The organism is Alkalibacter mobilis, assembly GCF_015594845.1.
GTDB classification, from domain to species: Bacteria; Bacillota; Clostridia; order Eubacteriales; family Alkalibacteraceae; genus Alkalibacter; species Alkalibacter mobilis.
In genome coordinates, this window is the sequence record NZ_JADNRK010000054.1 from 1 (window position 1) to 2760 (window position 2760).

The window sequence follows — 2760 nt, forward strand, 5'->3', positions numbered from 1 at the left end:
CTGATGAACCGGCCGCTTGTTTTATTGTTTACATGCGATTATTGACCGCTTACGCTTAAAGTGCTGAATTTAGCCACCAAAGATTCTACAAAAAAATAGACTTCAAGGCAAAAAAATGGGGTATAATAAAAATGAGCTACTGATCTTACATCAGTAGACTCACTTAATTCAATATTTATTTCCATGGTAATTCTTATTTTACACAGATTATGTTACAGTCTCCAGATTCTAGATTTTTTATTAGTTCTTAAACATTCCAATAACATTTATTTTATTATAAACTCATTGCTACATCAAGACCTTCAATCGTTGCATCGAGAGCATTGCCTGTTTTATTCGCTCCGGCTATTACTCGAACATCTTGGCAAGTGTCTTTTAATTCATCGGCTAAAATGTTTAATGGTTTATAGCCAAATGCCAATATCACAGTATCGGCTTCAATCACTCTTTTGAATGGTCCTTGTTCCACTATTACGTGACTGTCGGCAATTTCTGATAATTTTGTATTTATATTGACTGTGACACCATACATGTCTAGTAATTGATTAAGACGTAAATTTTTGTGAGTATGATCCATCATTTCAATTACTGTAACGGAACCATTTTCTTTTGTTGCTTCAAAAGCTGCCGTTTCGATACCGACTTCTCCTCCACCGCATACAACTACTTTATTTCCAGTAGAAACCTTACCTAACAATACATCTTCAGCTAAGACAACGTGTGGTTTGGTGATTCCCTTGATAGGAGGTATGATTGGAGAACCTCCAGTTGCAACAATAACGACATCAGGTTTCTCAGAATCAACAAGTTCTTTCGTAAGGATAGTATTCAATCTTAATGCGATGTTAAGATTCTTGACTTCCTGTATCAGCCAAGCGGTAAATTGAGCCACTTCACCTTTAGTTGGAGGATAAGCAGCGGATAACAACTGTCCACCTAACTGACTTTTCTTTTCGAATACGGTCACGTGGTGACCCTTTTGAGCAGCTGTAACTGCAGCTTGCAACCCTCCTGGGCCGCCACCGGCTATGAAAACTTTTTTTGGATCATTGCTTTTGGAAAAATCGAGTTCATATTCTCTTCCCACAGAAGGATTTACCAAACATGTTACATGTCCTCTAGGTCCAAGAATTCCACCAAAACATCCTAAGTTGCAATTAATGCAATGTCGCACAGAAGACAACTTACCTTTTTTTACTTTGTTGGGGAAATGAGGATCTGCCAAGGAAGTTCTACCCATGCCAATTAAGTCAGCTTTTCCTCCCGATATGAGTGCCTCTGCAAGACCTGCGGTAGTGATTCGATTCGTGGGCATAACGGGAATATTGACTACTTGCTTTATTTCATCAGCATCTAAAACCGTAAAACCATGTCTAAGAGTATCATTATCTAGATTATTATAGTCGCCATACATTCCTTGAGAAATATCCAATGCTTGAAATCCAAGGGCTTCCAAATATTGAGCTAGCTCGATGGAATCCATAAGAGTTCGACCGCCCATAAATCCATCTCTTGAACTGAATCGACAAATAATTGGAAAATCATCTCCAACCTTACTTCTAACATTTTCATATACTTCTTTAACAATACGAAGTCGATTTGAGAAGCATCCACCGTATTCATCCACTCTTTTATTTGTGTGGGGTGACATGAATTCAGCAAGTAAATAGCCGTGAGCCAAGTGAACCTCAACACCATCAAAGCCAGACTTTTTAGCTCGGAGAGCGCAGTCACCAAAATCTTCAACAATCTGAAGAATTTCTTCAACAGTTAATTCTCTTGGAATCTCCTTCAACCAAGGACAGGGAATAGCAGATGGTGCGACAGGTTGTTTTCCCCCATTTACAAATTGGTTGCTTTGCCTGCCAGGGTGATAAATTTGACAAAATATTTTGCTTTCATACTTGTGAATGGCGTCTGTCAATTTCTTGCTACCTTCAATTTGTTCGTCTTTGTACAACCCTGGAATGTGAGAATAACCTTTTGCCATTTCATTGACAGCGTAGTCTTCTGTAATGATCAATCCCCATCCACCCTTGGCTTTTTCTTCATGATACTTAATGAAACGGTCCGTTACAAATCCATCTTCTGTGCAGTAATTGGTGACCATTGCAGTGACCACAAGGCGATTCGGGATTTCACAATTGCCGATTCTCATAGGACTGAATAAATTTTTGTACATTTTCATAACCTCCACATTGTATTTTGTTTCACAATGTGATTGTATGGTCTTAAGTTACTTGAGAGTCAAGCAAATTATTCAATAGGTATCATTAATTCTACGTATCGATGCCATTCTTCTTTATCATGAATCCTCACAAACAATTCTCCCATAATATTTCCGCAAATTTTTAAACCTTGTTCTTCAATGTATTTCATGGATGGCACCAATTTTTCGATAGAAAATTCTCCATCTATACGATCATTGTAATCAACAATTGTATGAAGACATAACTTTGAAGGGATAGTGAATACTTTCGTGCTTACAGGCAAATTGAATGCTTTGATGTATTTTGTTTCAGATGCTAGAAACCAAATATCACTATCTTTGCTATTCTTAAGGTCGTCAAGGGATACGCACATGAACGATTTTACAAAGGGCAGCAATGAAATCCAGGTCTGCAGTACTTCATCGTAAGCGGTCAATAATCGCATGGATTTTAAAATTTACTTTAACATGAGACAATAGGTTACATCAAAGTACTTTTATAGTCAGTAAAGCAACTCTGTTGACTTTAAAAGTTGTGAAAGGATGATACC

At 37.6% G+C, this 2760-nt stretch carries 2 protein-coding genes; both read right to left on the bottom strand.

The features are described 5' to 3' along the window. Positions 1-274: 274 nt before the first annotated feature. Positions 275-2182 carry an oxidoreductase gene (locus IWB18_RS12255; RefSeq protein ID WP_195683907.1) on the bottom strand — a complete coding sequence of 636 codons (1908 nt, stop codon included), beginning with the start codon at positions 2180-2182 and terminating at the stop codon, positions 275-277. Positions 2183-2256: 74 nt separating this feature from the next. Beyond that, complete coding sequence (locus IWB18_RS12260) at positions 2257-2646, bottom strand: hypothetical protein (RefSeq protein WP_195683908.1); 390 nt, start codon at positions 2644-2646, stop codon at positions 2257-2259. Positions 2647-2760 lie beyond the last annotated feature (114 nt).